This window comes from Catenulispora rubra (assembly GCF_015356825.1).
Taxonomy (GTDB): domain Bacteria; phylum Actinomycetota; class Actinomycetes; order Streptomycetales; family Catenulisporaceae; genus Catenulispora; species Catenulispora rubra.
The window spans coordinates 1-7,036 of record NZ_JAACYW010000431.1; the positions used below are offsets into that span (position 1 = coordinate 1).

The 7,036-nt window shown below is 68.8% G+C and carries 5 protein-coding genes; 1 reads left to right on the plus strand and 4 read right to left on the minus strand.

The features are described 5' to 3' along the window. Window positions 1-53: 53 nt before the first annotated feature. The 3 genes from GWK61_RS51310 to GWK61_RS51320 form a co-directional block, all read right to left on the minus strand. Window positions 54-2,705: a S8 family serine peptidase gene (locus GWK61_RS51310; protein WP_194921364.1), complete on the minus strand. Its 2,652-nt coding sequence runs from the start codon at window positions 2,703-2,705 to the stop codon at window positions 54-56. 129 nt (window positions 2,706-2,834) lie between these two features. Beyond that, window positions 2,835-4,055: an arylsulfotransferase family protein gene (locus GWK61_RS51315; RefSeq protein ID WP_194921366.1), complete on the minus strand. Its 1,221-nt coding sequence runs from the start codon at window positions 4,053-4,055 to the stop codon at window positions 2,835-2,837. Between the two features lie 110 nt (window positions 4,056-4,165). Beyond that, window positions 4,166-4,783 carry a TetR/AcrR family transcriptional regulator gene (locus GWK61_RS51320; protein ID WP_194921371.1) on the minus strand — a complete coding sequence of 206 codons (618 nt, stop codon included), beginning with the start codon at window positions 4,781-4,783 and terminating at the stop codon, window positions 4,166-4,168. A gap of 172 nt (window positions 4,784-4,955) precedes the next feature. On the opposite strand from GWK61_RS51320, the gene GWK61_RS51325 reads away from it, so the two are divergent. After that, window positions 4,956-6,374, plus strand: a complete 1,419-nt coding sequence (locus tag GWK61_RS51325; RefSeq protein ID WP_194921372.1) for an APC family permease — start codon at window positions 4,956-4,958, stop codon at window positions 6,372-6,374. Between the two features lie 412 nt (window positions 6,375-6,786). Here GWK61_RS51325 and GWK61_RS57945 read toward each other — a convergent pair. Further along, on the minus strand, window positions 6,787-7,036 hold a 250-nt coding region (locus tag GWK61_RS57945; protein ID WP_228564367.1), incomplete at its 5' end, for a hypothetical protein.

Sequence of the window (7,036 nt, forward strand, 5' to 3'; positions counted from 1 at the left end):
AAGACCTTCGAGAAAACCCTGCTCAACCGCCATGTCTTCCATCCCGACTGGAACTACACAGTCCTCACGACACCGCGCACCGACACGACACACCCGAACTGAGGGAAGTTGTTTCTGCGTGGGCCCTTAGTGAAGGTGACGATGATCGTCCACTGACCCGCCTGCGGACTCAGCACACTGAGCTGCGTCCCAGAACTGGCGACAGTATGCTGACTCGCCCCGCTGCCCTCCTGCGTGAGGTTCGAGGCACGCGCCGGGTTCTGGCCGTCAGGCGACACCAGGTAGACGAAGTACGGGTCCGTCCGATGACCGGCCAGCGCAGTGCGGACGTCGAGCGCCGGCTTCCCTGCCGGGACGTTCACGACAAAGAACTCGCTCTGCGCCGGAACACCGCCGCGGCCGTTCCCGCCCTGGATGTCCGAGGAGAAGGTGCCCACGCCGCCGCTCATCGCGACCACGGACCGCAGCGTCATCGGAATGGAACTACGCCCCGACTGCGGCGAGCTGATCGCCAGCGACGCGCTCAGATCCCCGGCATGCGCCGGCGTCTTCGCGCTCACGGCTATGTTCGTGGACTGACCCGGCCGCAGCGTCACAGTGGACGGACTCACCTGGCCGAACGGGACGAACCGCGACACCGCGGCGTTGAACAGCACCTTGCCGGTGTAGCCCCTCGCGGTGTTGTCGTCGGAGACCACCGCGGTCCACGTGCCCGGCACTGGATCGCGCACGTCCACGTGACCGTGGTTGCCGTCCCCGTTCGGCAGGCTGTTGGCGGTGAACTTGCCGCTCGGGTCGAGCAGTACCAGGTTCACCGAGTCCTGCTGAACACCAGGCCAGGCTATGTTCGAGTCCAGACGATCCTGCCCCGGCGGCACCTGGAACGTCAGCTTGACGTAGTTGTCCGTGACGCCGGACTGGTTCACATAAGTCGAGCCACCGTTCGCCAACTGCACGGTCCGCGTCGCCACGACACTGATCGGGCTGAGCGTCCGCCCGGCCAGGCTGACCGTCTGCGTGCTGCTGCCGGTGTTCGTCAAACTGGTCGTGAAGTGCTGCACCGTACCGGGAGCCGCAGTCGCGTCGAACTGGTCGGCGCCCATGATCAGGGTATTGCCGCTCGCGGCGCCGTTTCCGTCCGGAGTGTGCACGGACTTGGCCGCCTCGACCGCGCGGTAGGCGTCCACCAGCCCGGAGCCCTGCTCGGAACCGACCACATCCAGGTCGTCAGCAGTGCTCTCGATCAGCTGGTCCACCAGCGCCGGGGTCGGGCTGGCGCCGGCATGACCGGACCGGTACGCCTGGATGACGAGCGCTGCGACGCCGGCCACGAGGGGACCGGACTCGCTGGTCCCGCCCTCCTGCAACACGGGGCTCGGCTTTCGCAGGGTATTCAGACAGTCCGGTGCGATGGCCTTGTCCGCGGTGCAGATCATCCAGTCCAGGTCACCGGGCGCGACGACGGAGATGCTGCGTCCCTGCTCGGTCGCACCGCCGGAAGACAGGGAGCTGATGTTGTCGCTGACGTACCCGGTGGCTCCGATGTCGTCGTAGCCCTTGGAGTCGGCCTGCGCGTAGGAGCGGAACGTGGTCGACGCCCCGACGGCGATGACGCCGGGCTGCGAGGCCGGCGACCAGATCGTGTTCTGGTTCCCCGCGTCGTACGACGGCACCGTGATGGTGACGCCGGCCGCCATCGCGGCCGCGCTGGCGGCCTTGATCAGGTCGGCGCTGGTGTCCGGCATCGGGAAGCTGCCGGCCTCCTCGTTCAGGACATTGACATGGTCGACGGTGACCGCGTAGTCGATGGCCTCCAGGAACGCCGACGTCGTCGTGAGGTCGTTCTCGCCGTAGACCTTGTACGCGTCCAGGGTCACGCCGGGGGCGACGCCCTCCAGGCGGATCAGGCAGGGCTTGCCGAGCGCCGAGGACGTGTAGTCCTGCAGGTTGTAGACGTGGTCGCCCTGCGCCGCGATCATCCCGTCGTCGAGCAGGGACTCGATCTCGTTGCCGGCGAAGACGGTCCCGCCCTCGCCGGTGAAGTCCTGGTAGTCGGCGATGACGTGCGAGCCGTCGGGCCGGATCATATCCGGGGTGTTGACGTCCATCTCGGCGGCGATGTCGCCGACGGTGACCCCGGCGCCGGTGTAGCCGAGCGAGCGGGCGGTCTTCGCGCCGGGCACGTCGGAGTCGGCCTTGATGGACTGCAGCGCCTCCGGGTTCAGCTGCACGCCGCCGTTGGCCGCGCAGGTCCCCGTCGGGAGGGTCACGGACGCCGCGCGGGCCGGGCCGCCGGTCTTGGCCGCGCCGTTGGACGTGGCTGTGCCACCGGGCAGAACCGGAAGCGTCAGGCCGCTGCGCACCTTTATCGCCGCGTCGGGCACGACCTCCGCGACGCTCGGATCGCTGCGCAGCGCCTGCTCCTCCGCCGGCGAGACGGTCGCACTCAGGGCATTGATGACGCTCAGCGACCGCACGTTCCGGCCGCCCGAGGACTTGAGCGATCTGAGCAACGGCGCCTGTGCGGAGTCGATCGCCGCCCGGTCGGCGGCGTGCGACGCCATGACCACGATCACCGGCAGGCCCACGGTGGTGGACGGTGCGGATGAGGCGGACGCGGCGCCCACGGGTGTCCCCGTGACGGTGAGCGCCGCCGCGCACAAGCAGGTCAGCACGGCGCCGCGGCGCCGACGAAGGAGGGGCATGTACTCTCCGATCCGATATCAGGGCACGGTGGCTGATGGTGCCCGGCGACCGATTCTCGCCCCGGCTCGACGATCGCGCCAGAACCCCAGGGTGCTGACACTCCTTACTTCCCGTCGAACGACTTGCGGTTACTTCCAGTCGAAGCGGTAGGCCCGGTAGGTGTTAACCCCGGCGGGGAACTCGGCGCCGAAGACCACCGCACCGGTCCGGTCGAACTCCGAGACGTACGGCAGCGAACCCCAGCCCACGAACACCCGGCCGCCGCGCTCGGGCTGTGCGTTGCCCTGCGAGGACGCGGTGAGCCCGGCGGGTTGGGCGTCGGAGCGGATCAGGGTCGCGACATGCTTGCCCGGGTCGAGCTGCACCGTGACCACCCGGCTGTAGGGGTAGTCGGAGACGGCGCCGCTGCCGGTGTTGGCGGCGCCGGCGGACTCGTTGTCGAAGAAGCTGTAGCGGCCGCCGCCCAGCGGCTCCGGGTCGTGCTGCCAGGCGAAGAAGGACCCTGCGGTGTTCAGCTCCTGGCCGGCGGCGGTCCGGAGCTTGAAGGAGCTGGCCTTGCCGCCCAGCTGCCACAGCACCTTGCCGGTCGAGTGCGAGATCTCGTAGGCAGTCCAGGTGTTGCGCGCGTCCACGAGCAGGTTGTCGCCGTCCACCTTGACCGCGTTGATGTGGAACCAGTCCCAGGGGGTGTCCGGCGAGGTCGGCAGCGGCTGCTCGCTCTGCGAGTAGGGGACGTGGTCGGCGCTGTTCCACTGGAAGAGCACCTTGCCGGTGGCGATGTCGATCTCCTGCACGACGCCGTCGATCACCTTCTGGTGCGCCGAGCCGCCGATCGAGGTGAGGTCCGCGGTCTTCTCCGCGTAGGCGAGGACCAGCGCGGTGTTGCGCGGGGTGATGACGAACTCGTGGCCGTCGGCGGTGTAGCCGTTGCCGGCGTGGACCTCGGCGATCTGGTGGTAGTCCGCGTCGTAGACCACGTCGGTGCCGGACGCGAGCCCGCCGAGGCCGGTGCCCTGCCACCAGGTCAGCACCGGCTTGCCGTGGTAGGTCTGCGCACGGAAGTCGGCCGCGGACAGGCCGGCCGGGACGCGGTGCGACCAGACGGTCTTCTTGCCGTCCGGGCTCAGGATCTCCACGCCGTTGGCGTACTTGGCGACGGAGGAGGACGGCGCGACGAAGATGTCGCCGTGCCCGGCGCCGGACGCGTCGGTCAGGACGATCCAGGCGGGCAGTTGCGGCGCAGGCGCGGCGGCGGTCGCAGTGGCGGCCGGGACGACGCCGGCGATCAGGGCCGCGGTGGCCGCCGTGGCGAGAGCGGCGGTCCGGACTTTCGTTCGAGGAGTGCGCATTCGGCGACGGTAACCAGCTGACCAGCGGCGCAGACAACGGCAGCCGCAGCGTGAGACGCCCTTTGCCGGAATATGAGAACGCGCCGGTCAACCCGGGCTGATCAGCCGGATCAGGATTCTTCCACGGCGGTCAGGTCGCAGCCCGTGGCGTCCGCGGCGTAGGCCAGCAGGATCGCCTCGGCGTCATGGACGTCGAGCGGCGGCACGGCCTGCGTCAGGTGCAGCCCGAGGCCGTCCTCGAGCAGGACCAGGCTCCGGGCGACGGTGTTCGGTTCGCGGGACAGCGTGAACACGCCGAGCGCCGCGCCGGCCTCCAGGATCGCCGCGTAGCCGGCGATCTGCCGCTCGTAGAGGCGGACGTGCTGCGCCGAATACGCGGGATCACGTCGGGCGAAGGTGTCCAGCTCCAGCAGCAGCCGGACCGACTCGTCATCGCTCGCGGCGGGAAGGCCCGAGCGGATCATGCCGATGAGGCGCCGCCGGGGATCCGGTTCGGCCCGGGCGGCCGTCTCCCTTTCGACGCAGAACCTTTCCACGGTCTCGCGCTGGACCTCGCGCAGGACGTCGCTGAGCGTCGGGAAGTAGTACTGGACCGCGCCGGGGGTCATCTCGGCCCGGTCGGCGACGTCGCGCAGGCGCAGCGCGGCGACGCCGCGGTCCAGGACCGCCTGGCGCGCCACCTCGACGAGTTCGGCGCGCTTCTCATGGGCCCTGCTCGGTCTTCCCATGGTTCGGCATTCTCTTGAGAACTCCCAAGGAACGCAAGCTGCGATCGTCGATCATCGAGCCATGCACCGCACGGGATAAGGGTTAATCACTCATTACTGCCGAAAATCTTGACGGGATCCCGAGCCGACTTCTTTGATGATCCTTCAAAGAAGTCCGCTTGGAAGGACCCCCATGACCGTTTCGGGCACGTCACCGTCCCGTTCCGCCGACACCGCCGGGGACGGCCGTCCCCGGCTGCACCGCGGGCTGAAGATGCTCGGGACCCTGTTCATCACGCTGGCGGCCATCACCCCGGCCTCGTCCGTGTTCATCATCAGCCCGGGCGTCGTCGCGCAGGCCGGGACCGGCGCGTTCTGGGCCTTCGCGGTTGCTGGCGTCGTCGGGGTGTTCATGGCGCTGATCTACGCCGAGCTCTCCTCGGCGTTCCCGCTGTCCGGCGGCGAGTACGCGATCACCGCGCGCGTCCTCGGCCGGCTGCCGGGCTTCGTGGTGCTGGGGCTGATCCTGGTCACGCAACTGCTGGTCGTCGCCGTCATCGCCCTCGGCGTGGGAACGTACCTGGCGGTACTGTTCCCGCACCTGGACGCCCCGATCGCAGCGGCGGCGACAACGCTGCTGGCCACCGTCCTGGCAGTGTTCGACCTGAAGCTGAACGCCTGGGTGACCGGCATCTTCCTCGCCATCGAGATGACCGCACTCATAGTCGTCAGCGCCCTGGGCTTCTTCCACCCCAAGCGCTCCCTCGGCGACCTGATAGCACACCCGGTGTCCGCAGGGGCCGGATCAACGGTCACCGCGGTCAGCGTCGGCACCATAGGCGCGGCCACCGCCGTCGCGATCTTCGCCTACAGCGGCTACGGCTCAGCGGTCTACTTCGGCGAAGAGACGAAGGACGCCCCCCGCAACATCGCCAAGACCATCCTGTGGGCCCTGGCCATCACGGTCCTGGCCGAACTGATCCCGACCACCGCAGTGCTGATCGGCGCACCGGACCTCCCAAGCCTGTTCAGCGCCGACAACATGATGAAGTACTTCATCACCGCGACCTCGAACTCGAAGGTCAACGACGTCATCAGCCTGGCCGTCGCCCTAGCGATCTTCAACGCGGTCCTCGCCATCATCCTGATAACCGCCCGCATGGTCTTCTCCACCGGCCGCGACGCCGCCTGGCCCTCCCCGATCAGCAAGGCCCTGGCCACCGTCCACCCCAAGTCCGGCAGCCCCTGGATCGCCACCATAGCCACCGGCACAATCAGCGCCGCCTTCTGCTTCGCCAACGACACCTTCCTCCTAGTGGTGACCTCCACAACCCTCATCGCCGTCTACGCCGCCCTGGCCCTGTCCTCCATAGCCGGCCGCCGCAACGGCACCACCACCCACGCCGCCTACCGCATGCCCGCCTGGCCCCTGGCCCCAGTGCTGGCCCTAGGCGCGATCGGCTACGTGGTCTACGAGAACTTCCAGGACCCAAAGGTCGGCCGCCCAAGCCTCTGGACGACCCTGGGCATCGCAGTGGTGTCGGCGGTGTACTACCTAGCGGTGGTGCGCCGACGCGGGACTTGGGAGCTGAAGGGCGCTGAGGACGGGTAGGCGGTAGCCGCCGGTAGGGGGCCCTGCGGACTGCGCGGCTGCAGCTGAGCTGATGACGGGGCAGCCGGTCCGACCGCGTGGTTCGCCGGTTCCGACCGGACCACGCGGGGTGTTGGTTCTGGGTCCCTCGCCGCGTCAGCGGGCGCAGCCAACCTGCCCGGTTTGGCGGTGTCAAGCCGGACGGAGCCGGACCACAGCAAGTGTGATGCGGCTTGATTCCGCCAAACCGGGCAGGTTCCGTTTACGGCGATGACGCGGCGAGGGACCCAGAACCTCGGCGACCACAAGCAACGACCGCCGGCAAACAACGCGACGCAGGCAACAGCGTGACAGAACGCCGAACAGTCGCGGACCGCCGCCATCAAGCCCGACGCGCGGGTCGCCCCCTCGTCGAGGAGGCCCGCCAGAGGCCTCAACGCACCCACCAAACGCGGCCGCCACCCGCCAGACCAAACGCATGCGCAGTGACTCGGACCGACGCGCGGTCTTGCACGCGAACACCGGCGGCCGCCAGCGCGACCTGCGGGGCACAACCGAACTGCGTCCTCTGCGAGGCCATCCAACCATTGGCGAAGCCGTAAAAATCGCCTGTAAACCACACACCAACCGCACCCCGGCAGCACACCAACACCAGCACCAACGCCCCCCGCATCAACCAGCAG